Genomic DNA, 25149 nt, shown 5'->3' with positions numbered 1-25149 from the left:
GTTTATTTTTATAAAAAACGTTTTTTTATAAAAAAATTTAAAATAAAGAGTAAGTGGACAAAATAGCCTCTATATCAAATTATTTCTCAAATAAACTCGCGATATTTTCTGAAATGGAACTGAAAAGTTTATAAAAGGTTTTTAAAGTTCTTTATGGAACATGGGAAAAAAGTTGTAAGTAATAGAAAAACATGGTATTCTTTATCATTGAAAGGGTTATTTTTTGAGTTATTATTCAATTAAATAATCCATCATAAAAATTTTTCACATGACAAAGGAGAAGATAATTATGGAAAAAAAAGAATTTCACGTAGTAGCAGATACAGGTATTCATGCTAGACCAGCAACTTTATTGGTACAAACAGCTAGTAAATTTAGCTCAGATGTAAATTTAGAATACAAAGGTAAATCTGTAAACTTAAAATCAATCATGGGTGTTATGTCATTAGGTGTTGGACAAGGTGCTGATGTGACAATTACAGCTGAAGGTGCTGACGAAGCAGATGCAATCGCAGCGATCGAAGAAACAATGAAAAAAGAAGGACTATCTGAATAATGACTAAACAGTTGAAAGGTATTGCGGTTAGTGATGGTATCGCAGTTGCTAAAGCATATCTTTTAGTTGAGCCGGATTTATCATTTGAAAAACGTTCAGTTGAAAACGTTGAAGCCGAAGCAGCGCGTCTTTCAGATGCTCTTAGTCAATCAACTAAAGATTTGCAAGCAATCAGAGACAAAGCGGTGAAAACTTTAGGTGAAGAAGAAGCACAAGTTTTTGATGCTCACTTAATGGTTTTATCTGACCCTGAATTAATCAGTGCAATTGAAGGAAATATCAAAGATAACAAAGTTAATGCTGAATCAGCATTAAAAGAAGTTACAGACATGTTTATTGGAATGTTTGAGGCTATGGAAGATAACCCTTACATGCAAGAAAGAGCTGCTGATATTCGTGACGTAACAAAACGTGTTATGAGTCACTTGTTAGGTGTTAAATTACCTGATTTAACAATGATTGACGAAGAAGTCATTATTGTTGCTGAAGATTTAACTCCAAGTGATACAGCACAATTAGATCGTAATTTTGTTCGTGCTTTTGTAACTAATATTGGCGGACGTACATCTCACTCTGCTATCATGGCTCGTTCTTTAGAAATTCCAGCAGTTGTTGGAACAAAAGACATTACTGAGTATGTTGTTGAAGGTGATATCTTATCTGTTGATGGTAGTGAAGGTGATGTTATTGTCAATCCTACTGATGAACAAGTTACTGATTTTAAAGCAAAAGAAAAAGCATTTAATGAATTGAAAGCTGAATGGGACAAATTAAAATACGCTAAAACAGTGACAGCAGATGGTAAACATTTTGAATTAGCTGGAAATATTGGAACACCAAAAGATCTAGATGGTGTGTTAGGTCATGGTGGAGAAGCAGTTGGTTTATACCGTACTGAATTCTTGTACATGGACTCTCCTGATTTTCCAACTGAAGACGAACAATTTGAAGCGTATAAAGCTGTCTTGGAGGGTATGGAAGGTAAACCAGTTGTGGTTCGTACGATGGATATTGGTGGGGATAAAGAACTACCTTACTTGAAATTCCCTGAAGAGATGAACCCATTCCTAGGATACCGTGCTATCCGTATTTGTTTAGCAGAAGATCAAATGTTCCGTACTCAACTACGTGCATTGTTACGTGCATCTGTTTATGGAAATTTACGTATTATGTTCCCAATGATTGCTACTTTAGCTGAATTTAGAGAAGCTAAAGCATTGCTTGAAGAGGAAAAAGCTAAATTAGTTGCTGAAGGTGTGGATGTTTCTGATGATATCCAAGTAGGTATTATGATTGAAATTCCAGCTGCGGCAGTAATTGCTGACCGTTTCGCTAAAGAAGTTGATTTCTTTAGCATTGGAACAAATGATTTAATTCAATATACAATGGCAGCAGACCGTATGAACGAACGTGTTTCTTACTTATATCAACCTTATAATCCTGCAATTTTACGTTTAATTAAAAACGTTATTGATTCAGCTCATGCTGAAGGAAAATGGGCTGGTATGTGTGGGGAAATGGCCGGCGATCAAACAGCTGTTCCATTACTAGTTGGTTTAGGATTAGATGAGTTTTCTATGAGTGCAACAAGTATTTTACGTACTCGTAGCTTAATGAGTCGTCTTGATTCTAAAAAAATGGCTGAATTAGCTGAGAAAGCAATTACCGATTGTGATACAGCTGAAGAAGTTGTTGCTTTAGTTGAAGAATATACTAAATAATTAATATTGAAAACCATAATTTACTGTTTTTATACAGTAAATTATGGTTTTTTTTTATTATAACGTGTTAAGATATATACTAGTGTACACATTTCGCATTAAAAATGCGACTGTAGTATGATGTATTGTGAAATGACTTTACGTATTATAGTAGATAGTAGGAGTGGATTTTTTGTTAAGGATAAATATGTTTTCATCAGCTGATAAAGTGAAAGGCCAAGGGGTTGGAAGTGCCTATATAGAATTAATTAATATGCTCAATAAACATTTTTCAACTGAATTTGATATTTCAATTAATAAATTTAAGCAATCAGATATTTCACATTATCATACTGTGGACCCACAGTTTTTTATTTCGACTTTTTTTAAAAAGAAAAGAGGAACAACGATAGGATATGTTCACTTTTTACCTGAAACGCTTGAGGGGAGTTTGACGCTTTTTTCACCATTTAAAAAAGTATTTGATTGGTACCTTATACGTTTTTATGGGAGAATGGATCAATTAGTGGTTGTTAATCCAACCTTTATTCCCAAATTAGTGGATGCAGGATTAAAAGAAAAGAGAATTACCTATATTCCAAATTTTGTATCAAATAAAAAGTTTTACGAAGCGACGATGGATGAAAAAAATAATTGGCGAAAAAATTACCATATTTCAGAAGAAAAACTAGTTATTTTAGGGACTGGACAAATTCAACAGAGAAAAGGCATTGATGATTTTGTTCAGTTAGCTATTGATAATCCAGACGTTCAATTTATTTGGGCAGGAGGATTTTCATTTGGAAAAATGACAGATGGATATGATCGTTATAAAAAAATATATGACAATCCACCTGAAAATTTATTATTTACTGGAATTGTAGACAGAGAAGAAATTATGAAATTGTATAACTTGGCAGATGTATTTTTATTGCCATCATATAATGAATTATTTCCTATGAGCATTCTAGAAGCATTTAATTGTGGTACACCTGTTATGTTAAGGGATTTAGATTTATATCATGCCATCATTGATGAACAGTATATATCAACGACAAATATTTATGATATGAATGAAACAATTAAAAAAATCAAAGATAATCCTGAGATATTAGAGGAATATAAGGAGAAATCGAAAAAATCAGCTTTATATTATAGTGAAGAAAATGTTGCTAAAATATGGTATGACTATTATAAAAGAAGTGCTAAGGAGGAGAACTAAGTGAAAATAGGTTTTTTTACAGATACATATTTCCCTCAAGTTAGTGGTGTATCAACATCTATTAAAATACTGAAGCAAGAACTTGAAAAATTGGGACATGACGTGTATATTTTCACCACAACAGATCCTGACGCAAAAGAAGTAGAACCACGCATTATACGTATGCCTAGTATTCCGTTTATTTCTTTTAAAGATAGACGCGTCGTTATTAGGGGAATGTTGTATGCGTATCATGTTGCAAAAGAAATAGATTTAGATATTGTTCACACACATACAGAATTTGGTGTAGGTATTTTAGGGAAACAAACAGCAAAAGCACTAGATGTTCCAGTCGTTCATACTTATCACACGATGTATGAAGATTATCTACATTATATTGCTAAGGGAAAAGTGTTAAAACCAGTTCATGTTAAGCAATTATCTAAATTATATACTAATCATATGTCTGGTATTATTTGCCCAAGTCAAAGAGTTGTTAATAAATTAAAAGAGTATGGGATTGAGCGACCAATGTCTGTTATCCCTACAGGAATTGATGTATCGCAATTTAAACCTGTTGAAGAAAAGCTCATTGAGAGTATACGAGAGACTTATAAAATTGATAATGATGCATGTCTATTGTTATCTGTGAGTCGGATATCTTACGAAAAGAATATTCAAACTTTGCTCAAAGGTATGCCTAAAGTAGTGAAAGAAATTCCAAATGTTAAATTATTGATAGTTGGTGATGGTCCGTTTAAGGCTAAATTAGAAAAACAGGTAGATGAATTAGGGTTGTTGGAGCAAGTGATTTTTACTGGTGAAATACCTAATAAAGATATAGCTCCTTTTTATCAAGCAGCAGACTATTTTGTTAGTGCATCGGATTCTGAAACACAAGGATTAACTTATACAGAAGCAATGGCGGCAAAAACAAAGGTTGTTGCAAAAGGAAATGACTATTTGGATAACTTATTTGATGATGAGAGTTTAGGTGTAACATATGATGAAAATGAAGAGTTTTCACAGACGTTAATAGATTATATTAAAAAGGATATTTCAATAAAACAATCTATTTTAGAAAATAAATTATATGATATTTCAAGTGAAGCATTTGGTAAACGAGTAGAAGAATTTTATCAAAAAGCTCTTGTCTATTTTGAAGAAAATCATCAGGAGTATGAAGATGATAGCAATTTATACTCATTAAAGTTATTTAGAAAGTAGTGCGTTAGGAGGAGCTCTATGACCAAAAAAAATAAATGGTATCTAGTTTTAGCTGTTTTATTAGGGTTGATAGTGATTGGTACTGAAATGAAAAAGGTCAGTTTGCAAGATATGGCTACAGAGTTTTCCACAATAAATTGGTGGTGGATAGCTGCAGCAGTTGCTTGTATCTTAATATATTGGGGAATTGAAGCAAAAATTGTTCAAGTACTGTTAAAACGAAGCAATCCTACCTTTAGATTTACATCAAGCTATCGAATACCGTTGATTGAACACTTATTTAATGCTATCACACCATTTTCAACAGGTGGGCAACCAGCACAAATTATTGCATTATCTAAGTCAGATGTTGACACTGGAGTAGCAACATCTGTAAGTTTGATGAAATTTGTTGTGTATCAAGTGTGGATTGTGATTAATTTTTTAATGTGTTTGGTAGGTGGATATGGTTATTTATCAAATAATTTATCTAAATTAAAACTATTAATACTGCTCAGTTTTATTATTCATTTTGTCATTGTTATTGCGTTATTGATGATAATGTATTGGTATAGTTTTACAAGAAAGTTAGTAAATATTGTATTTAAGGGGATTTATGTATTTAAGAAAGATGAAAAAGTTAATCAGTTATACCAACGAACGATTGAAAAAATGGATACTTTTTATGCAGAAAGTAACTATATGAGAGATCAGCCCATTTTAATGATTAAAGTAAGTGCGCTAACTGTTCTTCAATTGGTAGCTTATTATATTATCCCTTATTTTGTTTTACATGGGTTAGGTATTCATAATATTAGCATTTTTCATATTGTTGTTTTACATGCGTTTATTACAATGATTACTTCACTATTTCCTATTCCTGGTGGAACTGGTGGTGCAGAGTACAGTTTTAGTTTATTATTTGGAACGTTCACTTTATCACAAAGTAAATTAGTTTTAGCTATTTTTTTATGGCGCGGAGTGACCTATTATTTAGGTATTATTTTAGGTCTTGTTGCATTGACTTTTCAACAAAAAAGAACTCAATAATATTAGGACATTTAAGTTTCTGACTTGAATGTTTTTTTATTTATACATATTTAGAAGTGCTGTGACTTTATTTAATTGTTTCCTTTTTCTATAATAAGAGTATCAAACTTATTTATATGAGGTGAATTGGCATGGAAAAAATAGGATTTATAGGAACAGGTGTGATGGGTGCATCAATAGTAAAACATTTATTAACATCTGGTTATACAGTAAATGTGTATAATCGTACGAAGTCTAAGACAGATGAATTAGTCAAAGAGGGAGCTATTTGGCAAGGTACACCAAAAGATGTGACTAATAAAAGTGATATTATTTTTTCAATGGTTGGTTATCCAAAAGATGTTGAAGAAATATATTATGGAGAAAATGGTATATTTTCTGCAGACGTAATAGGAAAAATACTCATTGATATGACAACAAGTACGCCGTCACTAGCAAAAAAAATTTCACAAACAGCTAGAGAAAAAGGAGCATATAGTCTTGATGCTCCAGTATCTGGTGGTGATTTAGGAGCTAAAAATGGTACGCTAACTACGATGGTAGGTGGTGATGATGCCATTTTTGATAAAGTGGAACCAATTTTAAATGTTTTTAGTAGTAAAGTGAATCTACAAGGAAAAGCTGGTAGTGGGCAACATACTAAGATGGCTAATCAAATCATGATTGCAGGCACTATGACAGGAATGACTGAGTTACTTGTTTATGCTAAATCAGCAGATTTAGACTTAGAAAAAGTTCTTGATACAGTCGGTGGAGGAAGTGCAGCAAATTGGTCACTCACCAATTATGCTCCAAGAATTTTGAAGGAGGATTTTACGCCTGGCTTTTTTGTTAAACATTTTTTAAAGGATTTAACCATTGCATTAGAAGAAGCTGAGAAAATGTCCATTGACTTACCTGCCACTAAAGAAGCAAGACATCTCTATCAATCACTAGTAGACAAAGGGTTTGAAGACGATGGAACGCAAGCTTTGATTAAACTTTGGTGGGATATTTAAAAAAGTTAAAAAAAGACACAGTTTTTCAATGCATGTTAGGAGTGTTTCTGTTACAATATAACAGAAGAAATGCGAAGGAGGCTAGCTCTATGAAAAGTTCACAGTTAGCAGCAATTATTAAACGATTGAATGCAATGGTGGAATCTAGCGACAATGAAGTACAAGTTCGTCGATTTGAAAGAGAAGGACAAGAGCGATGCATCGTGACGTTTGATGGGAACAATGAGATGTTTGAATTAACGGAAACAGGTTCTCAAGAAGTCTATCAATTTGATGACATTGATTTAGTCACTTTAGAAATTTTTGAATTGTTACAAGACTAACGATTAAAAAGTGCGCACTGATGTGTGACGCTTTTTTTTTATAGTGTCAGTAGAATGATAAGAATGTGATGGAGGAAAGATGATGGGAGAGATGTTAGAATTTCCAGCTAATGAAAATAGATTGCTTTATCTAGGAAAAAAAAGTAGTGAACAGGGTGATGATTTAAAAGCCATACAATATTTTAACGATAGTTATGAAACTAGTCAGTCTTTAGAAGTAAATTATTTGTTAGTTAAAGCATTAATCAATGTTGGTCGGTTAGAAACGGCCTATATATATATGAAAGAATATGAAGATGACTACCGAGAACAGTCGGAATTACAGCCACTTTATTTTGATATTTTATTAAAAAGGAAGCAGTTTCTGGTTTTAGAAAAATGGCTATTGACGTTTGATAGAGCATCTCATTTAAGTGAGGAATTCAAACAGACATTGAATCAAACTCAAAAATATTGGACGCTGGTTGATAAAACGGATTATACGAATAGATTATTAAGAATAAAGTCAATAGAAAAAGTTTCTTTTATAAAGCAAAAGGCATTACTACAAGAAATGAATTATTTAACTAAGTTGGATTTTTTTAAGTTATCATCTGAAATATTTTTGATTAGTAAAAATATTTCCCCACTTATACGTTCTCAAATCATTGATGAATTGGTGCAATTAAAATATGAAGGAACAGTTAGTATTTTAGATGTATTTGGTCAACTACATCATCATGCTAAACTTAATGAAATGAATCGACTAATGCCTAGTGTCAAAAATAATTCTTTATATAAGGATTTGTCAGAATACATGGAAAATAATCAACCCAGTCAAGAGACTCTAGTTTTAAATATTGTTAAGACGCATTTAGGTATGATGTATCCTTATATTGATGATATAGTAACTGACGTGAAAAGTTGGAATAAAGCCTATCTAACTTATTTTGGGTTTGATATAATTGACAATCAGGAAGTTAACAAAATCAATCAACAAATTCAATTACTCGATCGTATTATGATGAATACGATGACAAAATAGTGAGTTGTTAGTGAAAAATGTTTACAATTAAAGGTCTTTAGTGTAATATTGTATGGTATGAAATAGTATAAAAACTATTAATGAATAGATAACTTGGAGGTACATTATATGTCTACGAAATGGGAAAAAAAAGGAACAAACGATGGTGTTTTAACGTTTGAAGTTTCTACAGAACATATTGAAAAAGGATTAAAAGCTGCATTTGATCGCGTGAAGAAAGATTTAAACGTGCCAGGATTCCGTAAAGGGAAAGTACCTCGCCAAATGTTTAACCAAATGTATGGTGAAGAAGCATTATATGAAGATGCTTTAAACGTTGTTTTGCCTGAACTGTATGAAGCAGCAATTGAAGAAGCGGGAATTGAGCCAGTTGCTCAACCAAAAATCAATGTTGAATCAATGGAAAAAGGTCAACCATGGGTTATCACAGCTGAAGTTGTTGTAAAACCTGAAGTTAAATTAGGAGATTACAAAAACTTAACAGTTCCTAAGCAAGACCGCTCAGTCACTGATGAAGAAGTTGAAGAAAACTTAGCTCAAAAACAACAATCACAAGCAGAATTAGTGATTAAAGAATCAGCAGCTGAAAATGGTGACACAGTTGTTATTGACTTTGAAGGTTTCAAAGATGATGTGGCCTTTGAAGGTGGAAAAGGTGAGAACTATTCATTAGAATTAGGTTCTAACTCATTCATCCCAGGCTTTGAAGAACAATTAGTTGGAACTAAAGCTGGAGATGACGTGGAAGTTAAAGTCACTTTCCCAGAAGAATACCAAGCTGAAGATTTAGCTGGTCAAGAAGCAGTTTTTAAAGTAACTGTTCATGAAGTAAAAGCAAAAGAATTACCTGAATTAGATGATGAGTTTGCTAAAGATGTGGATGAAGAAGTTGAAACATTAGCAGAATTAAAAGAAAAAATCAAAGCTGAATTAGTAGCTTCTAAAGAGGCAGCAGCTGAAGCAGCAATTGAGGAAGCAGCAATTTCTCAAGCAGTTGAAAATGCTGAAATCGTTGAATTACCAGAAGTAATGGTTCATGATGAAGTTCACCGTGGTATGAATGAATTCTTATCAAACATGCAAAACCAAGGTATTTCACCTGAATTATACTATCAAATCAGTGGAACAACTGAGGAAGACTTGCATAAACAATTTGAAGGCGAAGCAGAATCACGTGTTAAAACTAACTTAGTGATTGAAGCAATCGTTGAGGCTGAAAACTTTGAAGTAACTGATGAAGACATTCAAGCTGAAATTGATGATTTAGCATCTCAATACAACATGGAAGCTTCAGCTGTAAGAAACGCTTTATCTGATGATATGTTAGCTCATGATATCAAAATGAAACGAGCAGTTGATGCTATCGTTAAAACAGTTAAAGAAGAAGCATAAGAAAGACTAGAAAGACAAGGTAATAGAGCCTTGTCTTTTGTTTTCTTTTTTAATGCATTGTCTAGTATAGTATGTTATTATAAACAAGATGATTAGACTTTTGGTGAATTAGGCCGTATAGGTCTTTTTTCAATTAGGAGGGAAAACATGTACGACAATACAGGTGAAAATAATGAAGTTCGCTGTTCATTTTGTGGAAAGTCACAAGATGAAGTGAAAAAATTAGTCGCAGGACCTGGAGTATATATATGTAACGAATGTATCGATTTATGTAAAGAAATCATTGATGAAGAGATGCAAGATGAAATGGTATCTGATTTAATTAATGTATTAAAGCCAAAAGAAATTTTAGATGTGTTAAATGAATATGTTATAGGACAAGAAAGAGCCAAAATCGTCTTATCTGTTGCAGTATATAACCATTATAAGCGAGTGCAACAAATGGCAATCAACGAAGAAAATGAAGAAGTTGATGAAGTAGAACTTCAAAAAAGTAATATTTGTTTGATTGGACCAACAGGATCTGGGAAAACATTTTTAGCCCAAACTCTTGCTAGAACATTAAATGTTCCATTTGCTATTGCTGATGCAACAAGTCTAACTGAAGCTGGATATGTTGGGGAAGATGTTGAAAATATTCTTTTAAAACTATTACAAGCAGCTGACTTTAATGTTGAAAAAGCGCAGCGTGGGATTATCTATATTGATGAGATTGATAAAATTGCTAGAAAAAGTGAAAATGTATCTATTACACGTGATGTGTCGGGTGAAGGGGTACAGCAAGCTTTACTTAAAATATTAGAAGGAACAGTAGCCAGTGTGCCACCTCAAGGAGGACGTAAACACCCACAACAAGAATTGATTCAGATTGATACATCTGAAATTCTATTCATCGTAGGCGGAGCGTTTGACGGTATTGAAACAATCGTAAAAGAACGTCTAGGTGAAAAAGTAATCGGATTTGGTTCAACAAATAAAAATAAACGTGACGAAGAAAAAAGTATTATGGCACAGATTATTCCGGAAGATTTATTAAAATTCGGATTGATTCCAGAGTTTATTGGACGATTACCAGTGACAGCATCTCTTGAAAAATTAACCCGAGAAGATTTGGTAAGAATTTTAACTGAACCTAAAAATGCATTAGTGAAACAGTATAAGAAACTCTTATCTCTAGATAATGTGGAGCTTGAATTCACACCCGGAGCATTAGATGCTATTGCTAATCAAGCAATTGAACGCGATACAGGTGCTCGTGGTCTTCGTTCAATCATTGAACACGTGATGATGGGCATTATGTATGAAATTCCAACCCGAGAAGATGTAGAAAAAGTTATTATTACTAAAGAAGCTGTTGAAGGTGATGGTGAACCAGAATTAAAATTAAAAACGATTAAATAGGTAAAAGAGAGTAGAGAAATCTGCTCTCTTTTTTTGATATATTTGTTTCAATTGACGCATAACTGTTATAAAGTTTTCATTGTTTTGAAAAATGAACCAATATAATCTTACATTTGGATAATTTACGTTCATTTTACATTTATAAGACTATAAATTTTACACAAACTTGATACACTCTGTGTGTAATAAATAAATCAAACAAATAACTTTTAAGGAGTTTTGAAAAATGAAAAAGAAATTATTATCTGTCATTACAGTAGGCGTATTATTTACATTAGTAGGCTGTAAAGGTAATGGGTCAACTGAAAGTAGCAATAGTGGGACAAGTGGTTCTGAAAAAGCAAAATCTACTGAAAAAGTAGATATTACATCTGTTGGATCAACAGCATTACAGCCATTAGTAGAGAAAGTAGCAGAAATTTATATGACTGATAATCCAAACTATACTATTACAGTTCAAGGTGGTGGTAGTGGAACAGGGTTAACGCAAGTATCAACAGGTGCTGTTGATATTGGAAACTCAGATGTTTACGCCGAAGAAAAAGATGGAATTGATGCGTCGAAGATTGAAGACCATAAAGTAGCAGTTGTAGGTGTGGCTCCTGTTGTTAATAAAGAAGTAGGTGTTAAAAACCTTACTTCTGAGCAGTTAAAAGATATTTTCACTGGTAAAGTAACCAACTGGAAAGAAGTAGGTGGAAAAGATCAGAAAATTGAATTAATTAATCGTGCATCAGGAAGCGGAACTCGTGCAACTTTTGAAAAATGGGGAATCGGTGGCGCAGAAGCGGCTAAAGGACAGGAACAAGATTCATCTGGTACTGTTCGAAAAATCGTTTCTGAAACGCCCGGAGCTATTAGTTACTTAGCCTTTTCTTATATTGATGATAGTATTATTGGTCTTTCTATTGATAATGTGGAACCAAAAGATAAAAATGTATTAGATAATTCTTGGAAAATTTGGGCATATGAGCATATGTATACAAAAAAAGATGCAAGTTCTGATGTGACAGCATTCCTTGATTACATGAAATCTGATGATGTACAAAAAAATGTAGTGAACGAGTTAGGCTATATTGCTATTTCTGATATGAAGGTTGAACGTGAGTTAAACGGAACTATTAAATAATTGACTCCACGCTCATTGTTATCCTGTATTCATCTATTTATATTAACTGTGGTATAATGGAACAAACTAAACAGGATAGGGAAGGGACGTTTAGCTATTATGAAGCGAATTTTAGTAGTTGATGATGAGCCATCTATTACAACACTCTTAAAATATAATCTAGAAAAAGAAAACTTTGAAGTTGATGTCGTACATGATGGTGAAGCTGCTATTGATTGTGCTATGTCTAATCAATACAGTTTTATTATTTTGGACTTAATGTTACCTAAAATTAATGGATTTGATGTCACGAAAACATTGCGTAAAGAAAAAATTAGTACACCAATTATTATGTTAACAGCAAAAGATGAAACAATTGATAAAATTGTTGGTCTGGAGATAGGAGCAGATGATTATGTGACAAAACCATTTAGTCCAAGAGAGCTTATTGCTAGACTTAGAGCAGTGGAAAGGCGCTTAGATCATCAAACAACTGATGAAACTGAAAGTGATGTTGGAAGTAATCATTTAAATGTAGGTGATATTATAGCCTATCCAAATGATTATAAAGTATTGAAAAGGGGGATGGACATCTCTCTGACGAAAAAAGAGTTTGAACTACTTATTTATTTTATGGAACGACAAAATCGTATCATCGGACGTGATGAATTAATGTTATCAATTTGGAAAGACGATATGTATCATTTATCTCGAACAGTTGATATTCATGTTAGTCATTTAAGAGAAAAAATAGAAGACGATGCCAAAAATCCTGGATATATAAAAACAGTCAGAGGATTTGGTTATAAATTTCAGGAGCCATATGCATGAAACAGTTACAAAAAATAGTGAATCCAGCTTGGGTTATTTTAATAATAATAATATTTGTGCTCATAGGTGGTTATTATACCACCTATTTTTTTAAAAAAGATGTTATCAATCAACAAACAAAACAATTATCTGAAGAAATTGATAGATTGGTTCCATTTATTTTGCAAGATAAAGAATTTATTTTAGATAAGGAAAAACTTGATAAAAGTGTAGGAAAACATGAACGTTTAACTATATTAGATAAATCTGGGGATATCTTATATGATTCATCTAGTAATAATTTAGTTAAAGAATCAAGAAAAAATCGTCCTGAAATTAAAGAAGTGTTGCAAGAAGGTCGATCAGAAGGAGTGGCTATTAGAGAAAGTAATACAGTTGATGAAAAGCTAATCTATGTTGCAAAATCAGTGTACCAAGATAATCAGTTAATAGGGGTTATTCGTCTATCAGAAACGTATCAAGGCATTTCACAATATGTTGAGAACTTTCAGCGAATTGTGATTACAATCATGGTGTTATTATTTGTCGCAATCCTCATTATGGGATATTACATCCATCGTCAGTCAAAAAAACCAATTCAATTTATGCTACCAATTTTAAGACAAGCAATTCAAAATCCTGAGAAAAAACAAAAGGTTATAGATGCCCCTAAGGAATGGCATGAACTCTATCAAACGGTGTATGAGTTAATGGAAGAAACAAATTTACTGTATTATAAGCAGTTAAAAAATGAAGAGACATTGCATTTTTTATTTGAGAACTTAGATATCGGTATTTTTATTTTGAATGATCGATTGGAGATAACATTAGCCAATCAAACAATAGAAGAAATGTTCCAGAAAACATGGACGATTTCTCCATATGATGAATGGTTTACAGAGCCTAGATTGACTGAATTAATTAACCAGGCTGTTAAGACAAAAGAAGCAGTTCAAGGGGAAATTCGTATAGAAAAACCAAGAACGCAAGATTTAAAAATTGTTATTCGACAATTATCAATAGACAATCATGAATATGTTGGGATTATTTATGATGTTACGGAAGTCCGACAGATTGAGAGAGTACATGAGGATTTTATTAGTAATATATCACATGAGTTAAAAACACCAACGACATCCATTATTGGTTTTTCTGAAACTTTATTAGCAGGAGCAAAAGACGATCCAGAAGCTAGTAAAGAATTTTTAACGATTATTGAACGTGAAGCACAACGGTTGATGAGTTTAATTCAAACAATCTTAATGTTACTAAAAACGGAAAAAGATATTTATATGATGGATTCTTTTGTTGTCCATCCTAAGTTAGTTATAGAGGATGAAATTGATCGTTATCGATATAAAGCTTTTGACAAAGATATATCTGTTATTTTTGAAAGTGCAGTAGGAGAAGATTTAGTTATTCCTAATGATTCATTTCAAATTATTGTTAAAAATTTGTTAGAAAATGCTATTGAATACTCTGAAGAGCATGGCAAAATATTTGTTTATTTAACACAACAAAATAATGAATTAACGTTAAAAGTTGAAGACACTGGTATTGGTATTTCTGAAGAAGATCAAAAATGGATATTTGAAAGGTTTTATCGTGTGAGTCATTCAAGACAGAGAAATAATGGAGGCTCTGGGTTAGGTTTGTCACTTGTTAAACATTATGCCGAAATACTTGGTGGACGGGTTAAATTAGTAAGTGAATTAGAAGAAGGAACCACTGTTATTGTTAAAATAAATTTAGATATTCTGTCTTCAAACTATGAGAATAAACAATTAAAAGAGTAGCTAATCGCGAGCTATTCTTTTTTTAAACTCTATCGTTGACAAATGTAGACGATTAAGTTATAGTAAATTTATCAATGAATGAAGAGGTGTGACTGAATGATTCAAAAAAAGAAGTCTTTTTCTATTACGCAAGCAGAGTGGGAGATAATGAAAGTTATTTGGGCAAATGATATTGTAACAAGTCGGCAAGTGTTGGAAATACTGGGTGATAAAATGGATTGGAGCATGTCAACAGTTAAGACGTTACTCGCTAGATTAGTTGATAAGCATTTTTTATCAACTGAAAAGCAAGGAAAACAGTTTATCTATCAAGCACTTGTGGATGAAGAATTTGCTGTAAATTATATATTATTAGATGACTTAAATAAAATTTGTCAAAAAAAGAAGGGACAAGCTTTGTATCAAGTGATTGAAAAAGAAGAATTTTCTCAAAATGATATCGATCAGTTAATCTATTTATTAAAAGAAAAAAAGGTAAAAGCTCCGAAAACAGTTGATTGTAACTGTGCTATCGGTCAATGTAATTGTCATAAGTGAGGTGGAAATATGGAAAAAAGAGTGATTTTACCAGTAGAAGGAATGAGTTGTGCTTCTTGTTCTAGTACGGTTGAAAAGGTTGTATCAAAGTTAAGTGGGGTTGAAAAAGCAAGTGTTAATTTAGCGACAGAAAAATTAGATGTGACGTATGATACAACTAAATTGACTGAAGCAGATATTGCAAAAGCGGTGAGAGATGCTGGATATGAGGTTAGAGAACAACTTATCACAAATCAATTTGATGTAGAAGGAATGAGTTGCGCCTCCTGTTCTAGTACAATTGAAAAAGTTGTCGGGAAATTAGATGGTGTTAAAGAAGTATCTGTTAATTTGGCGACAGAAGAGATGAGTGTATCATATAATCCCGATGTTTTGACGAAATCAGCTATTATTCAATCAGTAGAGGCTGCTGGATATAAAGCGATTGACAAACAGATAAATACCGAAGAAAAAATGACGAAGGAAGAGAATAAAGAAAAACATATCGAAGTTATGTGGAATCGATTTGTTTCTTCCGCTATTTTTACGATTCCGTTATTGTATCTATCAATGGGGCATATGATAGGCTTACCTTTGCCCTCAGTCATTAATCCAGTGCATTCTCCACAACTTTTTGCTCTTATTCAATTTATATTGACTATCCCAGTGATAGCAATAGGATGGCCATTTTTTACAGTCGGATTTAAATCACTTGTCAAAAGACATCCTAATATGGATTCGTTAGTGGCATTAGGAACGAGTGCGGCAACAATTTATAGTTTATATGGAACCATTCAAGTGTTTATGGGAGACATAAGTTTTGCTATGAATCTTTATTATGAATCAGCTGCGACTATTTTAACATTGATTACATTAGGAAAATATTTTGAAGCAGTATCAAAAGGAAAAACATCAGAAGCGATTAAAACCTTAATTAACCTTGCACCAAAAACGGCATCCGTCATTCGTAATGAGGTAGAGCAAACCATACCAGTTGAAGAAGTTGTCTTAGATGATATCGTAATGGTTAGACCTGGTGAAAAAATCCCAGTCGATGGAGTGATTATTTCTGGTAACAGTTCAGTTGATGAATCAATGATTACTGGAGAAAGTATCCCTGTAGAAAAAAAATCTGGGGACAATGTGGTGAGTGCTAGTATAAATAAGACGGGAAGTTTTAAATTTAAGGCAACCAAAGTAGGAAAAGATACAACATTATCGCAGATAATTAAACTGGTTGAAGAAGCACAAGGATCTAAAGCGCCTATCGCACAGTTAGCTGATAAAGTTTCAGGCGTCTTTGTTCCGATTGTCATTGGACTAGCTATTATTTCAGGTTTGTTGTGGTATTTTTTAGGACAAGAATCCTGGGTATTTGCTTTAACCATTATGATTTCCGTTTTAGTTATTGCGTGTCCATGTGCACTTGGTTTAGCAACGCCAACAGCTATAATGGTAGGAACAGGTAAGGGAGCTGAAAATGGTATCCTCATTAAAAGTGGTGAGGCATTAGAAATAGCCCATAAGCTTGATACGATTGTGTTTGATAAGACAGGAACCATCACGCAAGGGAAACCAATTGTGACAGATGTGTTAGTATTTAATCAATTGAGTCAAGAGGAATTACTAATACTTGCAGCTTCAGCAGAAACTCATTCAGAGCATCCTTTGGGAGTAGCAATTGTTGAAAAAGCCAAAGAACAACATTTAGAGTTTATAAAAATTGATGATTTTTCAGCAGTACCAGGTAAGGGAATAAAGGTAAGTGTTAATAATCAGATTTATTATATTGGAAACAAACGACTGATGTTAGCACAATCCATTTCATTAGACGAAAAACAAGATATTGTTCATGAGTTAGCGACACAAGGCAAGACCCCTATGTATGTAGCGAGTGAGCAACATATTATCGGGATTATTGCTGTAGCGGATCCAATAAAAGAAAGCAGCATTAAGGCTGTGAGTACATTAAAACATTTGGGAAAACAAGTCGTCATGCTAACAGGGGATAATGAATTGACAGCTCATGCGATAGCAAAACAAGTGGGGATTGATACAGTCATTAGTGAAGTATTACCTGAAGATAAAGCACAACAAGTTGAAAATCTACAAAAAAAAGGAAAACAAGTTGGAATGGTAGGTGATGGTATTAATGATGCACCTGCTTTAGCACAAGCTGATATAGGGTTAGCCATTGGTAATGGAACGGACGTTGCCATTGAATCAGCAGATATTGTTTTAATGAATGAAGATTTAAAAACTGTTGTAACAGCGATAGAATTATCTGATGCAACCATGAGAAATATTAAAGAAAATCTATTTTGGGCATTTGGCTATAATATATTAGGTATTCCAGTAGCTATGGGAATTTTATATATTTTTGGTGGTCCATTACTTAATCCGATGATTGCTGGAGCAGCCATGAGTTTTAGTTCTGTATCCGTATTATTAAATGCTCTACGTTTAAAACGATTTAAACCTAAGCAAAAATAAAAAGCAGGAACGCAAAGTTACAATAACTTTGCGTTCCTGCTTTTTTACTCTTTATTTTAGTATGATGCTAGAGGCTATTTCTTAGTACCAACCATTGTTCATCCAAAATGCTTGAGCATTTTCCCATGAGCCATAACGGCCAGCAACATATTCATCTGCTACTTTTTCTTGATTTGCTGGAGAGTAGTCACCGTTTAAGTAACTTGGGTCTAATTGATATCGTCCAATATGGTAACCATTTGTTGCGTTATAGTCTCCACCAGATTCTTTTTGAGCGATCCATTCTTTTGCGCTAGATGTTGTAGCAGAAGTAGATGTAGATGCTTGTTGTTGAACCTCTTGTTGAACTTCTTGTTGAACTTCTTGTTGTTCTTGTGCTGGTTGGCTTGTTTCTTTAGTTGTTTCAGCAGGAGCAACTGTTGCTTTCCCATCTGTTTTAATTGTTAACTCTTGACCTGGGTGAATCAAGTTAATGTTACTGATATTATTATCTTTAGCAATTTGGTCAATATTATTGTTTGAACCAAAGAATTCAGTCGAAATTGATGAAAGTGTGTCTCCCGGTTTTACTGTGTATACAGAATCTGCGAGTACTGTTGTACTGAATAATAAGCCTAAAGCAAAGGTACTACCAAATATAATTGTTTTTAGTGATTTCATAAAATTAAAAATCTCCTTTAAATGTTTGTTTTTATTTTGTTGTTATCCAACGACAAGATATACTTTACCATCGAATAATATTTCTTAGGTGAAAGAATGTGTTTAATTTGGTAACAAAATAAAGCGAAATATTACAAAAGTTGATACATAGAAATATTTTGATGTTCGTTATTAGTTAAATAAATTAGTCATGAGTTCAACAGATGTATTTAACTAATTGGTTATTAAAAGTTTTATAAAATAAAGATAATCATATTTATAAGCATAATATATGTGTGTAGTTTATGAAATATATTTTATTATTAGATTAATTAATAAAAAGAATTATATTACATATATTACTAATGAAAAAAAAGATGTTACATTACTGACTTTTTAAAAAACCGTCGAAAAAATAAAAAAATAGGAAAAAATTTTTTTTTTCTACAAAATCTTTTGTAAAACCGGTTTTTTTTGAATATACTGTAAGTAATAGATATTTAAGGAGGATTGTTTATTATGTTAGTGGATTCTAATTTACCAGTAGAACGTGATAAATTACAAAATAGATTTGCTAGATTAGTAAAAGAAGACAGTGATATTATTGGTGCTTACTACAGTGGGTCAATAGGAGATAAAACAGAAGATTATTATTCAGATATTAATGCCCGAATTATTTTAAAACCTGGAATATTACTAGAAGAAAAACAACGTGAGATTATTAGTGCGATTGGTGATTTTTTATTTGTTGAATTATTTGATTATAATCATTCGATTATTCATTATGCAACATTTATCAAGTTAGATTTAATGGTTTATACTTTAGAAATGTTAGAGCCAAGTATTGAATATAAATACATTGAAATTATAAAAGATGATGGCACATTAACTGATTTACATCGTTTATCTCAATCAATGAATTATGTTGTGACACAAGAAGTATTTGATGTTGTCTTAAATCAGTATTATGCTGATTATTTTAATTTATATCGTGCATGGAGACGAAATGAAAGAAATCATATTGAATCAATCATATTATCAATTAAACAACATTTAGTTTCAATGTGGTATTTATCAAAAGGAGCAAAACCGAATGAATCAGATGATTGGAGACAGTATGAAGGAGATAAATCTCATTTATCACATTTAGAAAAAGAGTTTCTACTATCTTATACACCATTTGACATCGAAGAATTAGAAAACTTTACAAGAGAAATTTCAATTTTAATGTTAGAGGCAAGTGAAAAAATAGCTGTATATGATGGACTACATTTTTCTAGACCTAACTTTATGAAAGTTCACGATCGTATTTCTTTTTCTGACGAAGTGTAAAAACTAACCCTTAACTCATACGAGATGACTTAAGGGTTAGTTTTATTTGATATATAATAGTAGAAGATTTAATCCATTGCTGCTTGTGCTAATAAATTTAAATAGTTCCACGGACGATCAAAATGAGGTTGGAAGAAGAAGTCGGATAGAGCTAAATCTTCAACAGTCATTTTATTTTGAATGGCTAAAGACAATGTATTTGCTGACTGAGTGATATCATATTTCGACATTAATTGACCGCCTAATATGCGTTTTGTATCCTTGTCAAAAACCAATTGCATCATAACTTTTTCCGTTGTAGGCATAAATTCTGGACGGTAGTTATCTTCTAAATATGCCATATCAGCATTAATTCCTTGAGCTAATGCATTTTCTATGGTTAAACCGGTTGATCCTATTTTCCAACCAAATAAGTATAATCCAGACGTTCCTTGAGTCCCACGATAAGCTAGAGTTGGTTTTTTAATATTTTTTCCAACTAATAAGCCTTGTCTAACGGCGTTTGTTGCTAAAGGAATATAGTTATCTGATTGTGTTGGGTTATAGTGAACAATTGCACTATCGCCTGCAGCAAAAATATCAGGTTGACTTGTTTGCATATACTCATTCACTTTAATCGCACCATTAGGTAATTTATCCACTTTGTCACCTAATAATTCTGTCGAAGGTTTAAATCCAACACACAGAATCACCATGTCAGCTTCAAATGATTTAGAAGCCGTATGTACTTTTTTCACATTAGAGTGCTCATCGGATTCAAAGTGTGCCACATTTTCTCCTAAAGCTAGTGTGACTCCTTGGTTCAATAACTCTTGTTCTAGTTTATCTGTAAATGGTTTGTCTAAATATTTATTTAATATACGGTCTAGACCATCGATTAAGGTGACATTTTTACCTGACTCGACAAACGCTTCAACTAACTCAATCCCAATATATCCACCACCAACCACAACGATTCTTTTGGCATCTTTAGCAGAGTCGATGATTTTATTTGCTTGATTATAATTTTTACATAATAAAATATTATTAGCTTCAATTCCTGGAATAGGAGGGATGATAGGCCATGAGCCTGTTGTCATCACTAATTTATCATATGACGTAATGCTTGTTTCATTTGTTTTCAAGTTGACAGCTGTCACTTGTTTAAGTTCAGTATCGATGGATGTCACATTATGCTCCATGTTTACTGTAGCACCTAGAGAAGCTAGCTCCTCAGGATTTGAGTAGAATAAGTCTTGCGCGTTTTTGACAACGCCACCAACGTAGAGCGCGATTCCACATGATAGGAACGACACATTATCGTTTCTTTCATAGACAATCACTTCAGCTTCTGGTGATTCTTTTAAAATACTTTTTACCGCAGATGTCCCCGCATGAGTACATCCTATAACAACAACTTTCATTGTATCCACCCTTACATGTATTTTTTATCACAAATATATCGATATGTGACATGTTCAAAATATAACAGAAAGTAAAATCAATGTATAACATTATGCTTGTGAATGATAAAGTATAAAAAGGGGTATTAATAAAATTCATGCTCATTAAATATCAAGTGTTTTGTGTTATATAGAGTTAGTTATGTAACATGAATGAACAGGTATCAAAAAAGATGTCTATTCTCTTTTTTTATAAAAAATTCACAATGTTATATGATATACCAAATATTTTTTTTGATGTTTTTCTTTATAAAAGATATATCTTATTTTATAATGGATAGTAAAGATAATGAGATAAGGAGTGGGTATCATGTTAACATTTCCAGCTAATTTTTTATGGGGATCAGCAGCATCAGCACCTCAAACAGAAGGGCATTCATTAGGTAATGGAAAAAGTGCGACAACGTGGGATAAATGGTTTGAGTTAAATCCTGAGAAATTTCATGCAAATGAGGGACCAGAAAACACGTCTAATGTGTATGAGGAATACATTAATGATATTAAACGAATGAAAGAGATTGGATTAAATTCTTATCGAACCTCTATATCATGGGCAAGATTGTTACCGGATGGGAAAAAGATTAATCAAGAAGCTGTGGTGTTTTATCGAGATTACTTTCAAACGATGTTAGATGAAGGGATTCATCCAATCGTTAATTTGTTTCATTTTGATATGCCTTGGTGGCTAATGGAAAAAGGGGGTTGGGAGACAAGGGAATCAGTCGAAGCATTTCATTTTTATGCTAAAACAGCTTTTGAGTTATTTGGTGACTTGGTGAGTGATTGGGTAACATTTAATGAACCACTCGTTCATATTGAATGTGGGTATTTATATGGTTATCACTACCCAGCTATTGTTGATTTTAAAAAAGCGATTCAGGTTGGCTTTCATACACTGATGGCACATGTTTATGCAGTTAAAGCATTTCGAGATACTCGAAATGATGGCAGAATTGGTATTATATTAAACGTGACCCCTACATATGCTAAAAGTGATAGAAAACAAGATCAAGAAGCAAAAAGAAAAGCAGATTTATTAATAATAAAAAGTTTTTTAGATCCATGTGTATTAGGAACTATTCCGGCTGAATTAAGTGACTTATTATTAGAAAATGATTTAACTCCTGATAGTTTATCAGATGATAAAAAAATGATTTCTCTTAACCTTGTTGATTTTATTGGGATAAATTATTATCAACCAATGAGGGTTCAAGCCCCTAGAGAAATTCGACACCCAGCGATTTTCCCAACGGATTTTTATGAGCCATACGATTGGCCTGATAAGAGGGTTAACCCTTATCGTGGATGGGAAATTTATCCAGAAGCGATGTATGATGTGGCTATAATGATGAAAAACGATTATGGTAATATTCCGTGGTATGTATCAGAAAATGGAATGGGAGTCGCAGATGAAGAGCGTTTCATGGATGAATCTGGTATGATAATAGATGATTATCGAATTGAGTTTATGAAAGAGCATTTAGAATACCTACATCGAGGAATTGAAGAAGGTAGCAATTGTTTTGGTTACCATACATGGACATTTGTAGATTGTTGGTCATGGCTAAATGGTTATAAAAATCGTTATGGTTTTTATCGTATTGATTTAGAAAATTATTATAAACGTTCATTGAAGAAAAGTGGGTTATGGTTTAAAGAATTATCAAAAAGTAATGGATTTTGAGGTGATGACATGACAAATTTAGCCGTATTTGATATAGGAGGCACTGCTGTAAAATGTGGATTATGGGAAAATAATCAATTATCTTACCAATCTAAATTTATAACATCTAAAACATTGGATGATTTAGTAATGGATATGAAAAAAGTAATAAATCACTATCCTGTTGATATAGAAGGAATTGCTATTAGTGCACCCGGTGCTGTCAATGCCAGTACAAGAAAGATTGAAGGGATTAGTGCAGTGAAATACCTACATAATTGTTCTATTTTTGATATTTTTGAGAAGGCATTTTGTCTACCTGTTAGAATTGAAAACGATGCAAATTGTGCAGGCATCGCAGAAATGAGTTTAGGTGTAGGAAAAAATATAGAGAATGCTTTATTTGTTGTTTTGGGAACAGGCGTAGGTGGAGCTATATTTATCAATGGCTCGTTGTATAAAGGAACCCATTTATTTGGTGGAGAATTCGGATTGATGAAAAATCATACTAATCAGATATTAAGTGAAACAGGCACAATAGTCCGAGTAGCAGAAGCTTACTATAAAAAAACTGGTGAAAAAGTGGATGGAAAACAATTATTTGAATTAGCAAAGAAGAAAGACTCATTAGTCTTAGCATTATTAGACACTATGTATGAAAATATTGCACAAATACTTTATGATTTACAGGTTGCAATTGATCCAGAAATGATTATTATCGGCGGTGGTATTTCAGAACGTAAAGAAGTGATTGATGAACTTGAAAAACGGTTGTATCATAAGCTAGCAAGTGTTCATTTACCAAATATTATGCCGCAAATAGCAGCTTGTCAATTTAGAAATGACGCCAATTTAATTGGCGCTGCGACAAATTATCTAAACACTATATAAAAAAACCACATAAAGTGGTTTTTTTATATAACAGAAAACGCGTATGTTGTTTTCCATGTTTTAATTTGTTGCTCTTCTAAATCAATGTTTCCTAAGTTTGGGTGATTAACGATATCTGGAAGCTCCTGTGTTTCAATGGCAATCCCTAATTCAGAACACATTTTTTTGCCAGAAACAGATTGATTCATTTCAAAACCTGTTGTGGAAAAAATAACAACTGCTTGACGATCAGAGGAGATGCTAATGTTTCTTCCGTTACTTGGTTCACTTAATATAATTTGTGGTTGATTACCTTGTAATAAAAAGGCATCATCAAGACCATGTGAGAGTTCTTTCAAAGCGTGACTTAACAAGCGTGGTTTTCTAAAATCATAACCACTGTTATCAACCTCTAGTAGTTTTCCTGTTGGGATACTTTCATGGTCAGTTTCTAAGTATTTATCTGAGTGGATTTGTAGCATATGGTTTGTAATATCTTTTTTTGCTTGACCGTTTAAATTAAAGTAAATATGATTTGTTGGATTAACAATAGTATGACTATCTGAATGAACACTTGTTGTCATTTCAATCGAATCACTTGTTACTTTGTAAGAATTTTTGACATAAATTGGTCCAGGATAGTCAGTTAAGGTATCCTTTAACATAAAATGAACAGTGATTGACTCTTCTACTACTTCAACATCAAACAACCAAAATTGATGCCACCAACCATTACTCCCACCGTGTAAATGATGATTTCCATTATTTTTTTCAAACTGTTTATGGTTCCATATACCATTTTTGATTCGTCCGGCAACAGGTCCTACAAGTGCTCCAAATTGAGCTGTGTCAGTTAGTATTTCTTGTGGTGTATCTGGAGAAAGTAGGATATTTTCTTTTTTCCCTTGTTTATCAGGAATAATCCATTCTTGAATTCGAGCTCCAAAGTCAACAAACGTTACAGTATGATCTTTTACGGATACTGTGACATAATGAATATTCGTCGCTTTATCATGTTTAATAGTATAATTCATCGTTGTTCCTCCCAAATTTTTTTTAAATAAGCCATTGTAATCTCTTCTGTATTTTGAATACAGTGTACTCTTTTGTTATTAGAGTAATCTTGTGTTAAAAAAAGTAGCAGAGAAGGGTTATGGTTTAAGTCAGTTTTATGATCGACTATCATGATATCACTAGATTGATTGCTTAAATCATCTAAAGTAAGAATGTTGGTTTCATAATTTAGATCCAATTGTTTTAAAACGTTTTTTGCAAGAGGATTGTCTGAATAACAATTTATTTTAATCGATAAATGTTCCATCTCACTAAACAAATTGTCAATTCCTGGATAAAGGTCTTCAAAATTAAGTTTAGTTAAATAAGTTGAGTAATAGTCATTTTTCTTTTTAATAATGTCCTCTTTTTGGTCTGTATTTAAAGATAAAAGAGAGTGTAACCAATCATTTTTTCTAAAAATAATTTGTTCCTCATAAGATAGATTATCTGGCAAAAAAATATTAAAAAAATTAAAAGCGTATAAAAAGCTTTCATAGTGCATATGTGTTGTATCTGTGATGATACCATCCAATGCGAGTGTGACAGTAGAAAACACTTATTAGCACCTCTTTA

General features: G+C 32.5%; 22 protein-coding genes. 18 read left to right on the top strand and 4 right to left on the bottom strand.

What is annotated here, in order from left to right:
• Window positions 1-289 precede the first annotated feature (289 nt).
• The 15 genes from MN581_RS03450 (at window position 290) to MN581_RS03380 (ending at window position 17574) form a co-directional block, all read left to right on the top strand.
• Window positions 290-556 carry a phosphocarrier protein HPr gene (locus tag MN581_RS03450; RefSeq protein WP_071456474.1) on the top strand — a complete coding sequence of 89 codons (267 nt, stop codon included), beginning with the start codon at window positions 290-292 and terminating at the stop codon, window positions 554-556.
• Window positions 556-2277 carry a phosphoenolpyruvate--protein phosphotransferase gene (ptsP, locus tag MN581_RS03445; protein ID WP_241699192.1) on the top strand — a complete coding sequence of 574 codons (1722 nt, stop codon included), beginning with the start codon at window positions 556-558 and terminating at the stop codon, window positions 2275-2277. Before MN581_RS03450 ends, ptsP begins: the two co-directional genes overlap by 1 nt.
• A gap of 172 nt (window positions 2278-2449) precedes the next feature.
• The gene (locus MN581_RS03440; protein ID WP_117973128.1) at window positions 2450-3478 is read left to right on the top strand and encodes a glycosyltransferase family 4 protein; all 1029 of its coding nucleotides are present in this window, start codon (window positions 2450-2452) and stop codon (window positions 3476-3478) included.
• The gene (locus MN581_RS10150; protein WP_241699191.1) at window positions 3479-4684 is read left to right on the top strand and encodes a glycosyltransferase family 4 protein; all 1206 of its coding nucleotides are present in this window, start codon (window positions 3479-3481) and stop codon (window positions 4682-4684) included. It abuts the gene before it with no gap.
• Window positions 4685-4702: 18 nt separating this feature from the next.
• Window positions 4703-5713, top strand: coding sequence for a lysylphosphatidylglycerol synthase transmembrane domain-containing protein (locus tag MN581_RS03430; RefSeq protein WP_117973126.1), 1011 nt, complete (start codon window positions 4703-4705; stop codon window positions 5711-5713).
• Between the two features lie 131 nt (window positions 5714-5844).
• Entirely contained in the window at window positions 5845-6711 is an 867-nt protein-coding gene (locus MN581_RS03425) for an NAD(P)-dependent oxidoreductase (RefSeq protein ID WP_117973125.1), read from the top strand.
• A gap of 89 nt (window positions 6712-6800) precedes the next feature.
• The gene (locus tag MN581_RS03420) at window positions 6801-7034 is read left to right on the top strand and encodes a YkuJ family protein (RefSeq protein ID WP_117973124.1); all 234 of its coding nucleotides are present in this window, start codon (window positions 6801-6803) and stop codon (window positions 7032-7034) included.
• 82 nt (window positions 7035-7116) lie between these two features.
• On the top strand, window positions 7117-8058 hold the full coding sequence (locus MN581_RS03415) for a hypothetical protein (RefSeq protein WP_117973123.1): 942 nt from the start codon (window positions 7117-7119) through the stop codon (window positions 8056-8058).
• 108 nt (window positions 8059-8166) lie between these two features.
• Window positions 8167-9450 carry a trigger factor gene (gene tig, locus MN581_RS03410; RefSeq protein ID WP_241699190.1) on the top strand — a complete coding sequence of 428 codons (1284 nt, stop codon included), beginning with the start codon at window positions 8167-8169 and terminating at the stop codon, window positions 9448-9450.
• 147 nt (window positions 9451-9597) lie between these two features.
• Window positions 9598-10851, top strand: a complete 1254-nt coding sequence (clpX, locus tag MN581_RS03405; protein ID WP_117973121.1) for an ATP-dependent Clp protease ATP-binding subunit ClpX — start codon at window positions 9598-9600, stop codon at window positions 10849-10851.
• 226 nt (window positions 10852-11077) lie between these two features.
• Window positions 11078-11980 carry a phosphate ABC transporter substrate-binding protein PstS family protein gene (locus MN581_RS03400; protein ID WP_241699189.1) on the top strand — a complete coding sequence of 301 codons (903 nt, stop codon included), beginning with the start codon at window positions 11078-11080 and terminating at the stop codon, window positions 11978-11980.
• Window positions 11981-12079: 99 nt separating this feature from the next.
• Window positions 12080-12790, top strand: a complete 711-nt coding sequence (locus tag MN581_RS03395) for a response regulator transcription factor (protein WP_241699188.1) — start codon at window positions 12080-12082, stop codon at window positions 12788-12790.
• A complete protein-coding gene (locus MN581_RS03390; protein WP_117973118.1) occupies window positions 12787-14565 on the top strand; it encodes an ATP-binding protein in 1779 nt (592 codons plus the stop codon). The genes MN581_RS03395 and MN581_RS03390 overlap by 4 nt, the downstream gene beginning before the upstream one ends.
• Before the next feature lie 96 nt (window positions 14566-14661).
• Window positions 14662-15102 carry a CopY/TcrY family copper transport repressor gene (locus MN581_RS03385; RefSeq protein ID WP_117973117.1) on the top strand — a complete coding sequence of 147 codons (441 nt, stop codon included), beginning with the start codon at window positions 14662-14664 and terminating at the stop codon, window positions 15100-15102.
• Between the two features lie 9 nt (window positions 15103-15111).
• Window positions 15112-17574: a heavy metal translocating P-type ATPase gene (locus tag MN581_RS03380; protein ID WP_117973116.1), complete on the top strand. Its 2463-nt coding sequence runs from the start codon at window positions 15112-15114 to the stop codon at window positions 17572-17574.
• Window positions 17575-17655: 81 nt separating this feature from the next.
• On the opposite strand, the gene MN581_RS03375 is transcribed toward MN581_RS03380, so the two are convergent.
• Window positions 17656-18234 carry a LysM peptidoglycan-binding domain-containing protein gene (locus tag MN581_RS03375; protein ID WP_117973115.1) on the bottom strand — a complete coding sequence of 193 codons (579 nt, stop codon included), beginning with the start codon at window positions 18232-18234 and terminating at the stop codon, window positions 17656-17658.
• Between the two features lie 498 nt (window positions 18235-18732).
• Here MN581_RS03375 and MN581_RS03370 point away from each other — a divergent pair, with 498 nt between their 5' ends.
• The gene (locus MN581_RS03370; protein ID WP_117973114.1) at window positions 18733-19545 is read left to right on the top strand and encodes a hypothetical protein; all 813 of its coding nucleotides are present in this window, start codon (window positions 18733-18735) and stop codon (window positions 19543-19545) included.
• A gap of 68 nt (window positions 19546-19613) precedes the next feature.
• Here the strand turns inward: MN581_RS03370 and MN581_RS03365 are convergent, their stop codons facing one another.
• Window positions 19614-20948, bottom strand: coding sequence for an FAD-dependent oxidoreductase (locus tag MN581_RS03365; protein ID WP_117973113.1), 1335 nt, complete (start codon window positions 20946-20948; stop codon window positions 19614-19616).
• Window positions 20949-21297: 349 nt separating this feature from the next.
• On the opposite strand from MN581_RS03365, the gene MN581_RS03360 reads away from it, so the two are divergent.
• On the top strand, window positions 21298-22671 hold the full coding sequence (locus MN581_RS03360; RefSeq protein ID WP_117973112.1) for a glycoside hydrolase family 1 protein: 1374 nt from the start codon (window positions 21298-21300) through the stop codon (window positions 22669-22671).
• Between the two features lie 9 nt (window positions 22672-22680).
• On the top strand, window positions 22681-23541 hold the full coding sequence (locus MN581_RS03355; RefSeq protein WP_117973111.1) for an ROK family protein: 861 nt from the start codon (window positions 22681-22683) through the stop codon (window positions 23539-23541).
• A gap of 23 nt (window positions 23542-23564) precedes the next feature.
• Here MN581_RS03355 and MN581_RS03350 read toward each other — a convergent pair whose 3' ends face one another.
• Window positions 23565-24554, bottom strand: coding sequence for an aldose epimerase family protein (locus MN581_RS03350; RefSeq protein ID WP_117973110.1), 990 nt, complete (start codon window positions 24552-24554; stop codon window positions 23565-23567).
• Window positions 24551-25132: an HAD hydrolase-like protein gene (locus MN581_RS03345; protein ID WP_117973109.1), complete on the bottom strand. Its 582-nt coding sequence runs from the start codon at window positions 25130-25132 to the stop codon at window positions 24551-24553. Before MN581_RS03345 ends, MN581_RS03350 begins: the two co-directional genes overlap by 4 nt.
• Window positions 25133-25149: the final 17 nt, after the last annotated feature.

This window comes from Vagococcus sp. CY53-2 (assembly GCF_022604695.1).
GTDB lineage: Bacteria > Bacillota > Bacilli > Lactobacillales > Vagococcaceae > Vagococcus.
The sequence above is the reverse complement of the archived record's forward strand: the minus strand, read 5'-3'. Positions and strand labels throughout refer to the sequence as shown.